Source organism: Sutterella sp. KLE1602, assembly GCF_001578585.1.
GTDB classification, from domain to species: domain Bacteria; phylum Pseudomonadota; class Gammaproteobacteria; order Burkholderiales; family Burkholderiaceae_F; genus Sutterella; species Sutterella wadsworthensis_A.
This window is the reverse complement of the sequence record NZ_KQ968554.1, coordinates 1-1192: the sequence shown is the minus strand read 5'-3', so window position 1 is coordinate 1192 and position 1192 is coordinate 1. Positions and strand designations below refer to the sequence as shown.

Here is a 1192-nt window from a genome sequence, read left to right as displayed (position 1 = left end):
CTGGGGCTACGGCCAGCGCTACGTCAAGTACGACCTGATGGGCCGCGAAGTCTTCAACCGCCGCCTGCCCGACGGCTACGCTGACTTCTCGCACGCCATGGATCCGATGCAGAACGGCAACTACCTCGTGCGCGTCGCCTCGTCCGACCACGTCCGTCCCGACGGCAAGCACGTTCACACGGTCCGCGACGTGATCATCGAGGTGGATCCGAACGGTCAGGTCGTCGACGAATGGCGTCTCTGGGACATTCTCGACCCGTATCGCGATACCGTTCTCAAGGTGCTTGACCAGGGCGCCGTCTGCCTCAACATCGACGCGAGCCAGGCCGGCAAGACGCTCTCCGCCGAAGAACTCGCCAGAATGGACCAGAACGACAAGTTCGGCGACATCGTGGGCTCCGGCGCAGGCCGCAACTGGGTGCACGTCAACTCCGTCGACTATGACCCGACCGACGACTCCATCATCATCTCCTCGCGCCATCAGTCCGCTCTGATCAAGATCGGCCGCGACAAGCAGGTGAAGTGGATCATGGGCTCGCCCGAAGGCTGGAAGGGCGACTTCGCCAAGAAGGTCCTCAAGCCCGTCGACAAGAACGGCAAGCCGATCACCTGTGAAGGCTCGACCTGCGAAGGCGACTTCGACTGGTCGTGGACCCAGCACACCGGCTGGCGCGTCGACTCCAAGTCCGACAAGAACATCTTCTATCTCTCGGTCTTCGACAACGGCGACGCCCGCGGCATGGAACAGCCCGCGCTGCCCGAAATGAAGTACTCCCGCGCCGTGGTCTACAAGATCGACCAGAAGAAGATGACGGTCGAACAGGTCTGGGAATACGGCAAGGAACGCGGCCACGAATGGTACAGCCCCGTCACGTCGCTCACCGAATACCATGAGGACAAGAACTCCGTCTTCGTCTATTCGGCAACGGCAGGCGCAACCTACAACTTCAAGACCGGCGCCTTCGAGTCCGCTCCGAATCCGTACATCAATGAATTCAAGTGGGGCGACAAGGAACCGTCCGTGGAAATCCAGTTTGAAAGCACTTCCGGCTATCAGGCCATGCCTGTCGACCTGAAGAAGGCCTTCGGCGGCTGATCTCCGCAACAGTCTGCAGTGAGGAAAAGGGCGCCCCGGCAGCTTCGTGCTGCCGGGGCGCCCTTGTGTGCTCGGCATGGGCACGTTCTAACGGGT

1 protein-coding gene is annotated in these 1192 nt (G+C 61.3%); it reads left to right on the top strand.

Annotated elements, in window-relative coordinates:
* A partial coding sequence (locus HMPREF3036_RS07545) for an aryl-sulfate sulfotransferase (RefSeq protein WP_197457959.1) occupies positions 1 to 1096 on the top strand: 1096 nt, incomplete at its 5' end.
* Between the last annotated feature and the right edge of the window lie 96 nt (positions 1097 to 1192).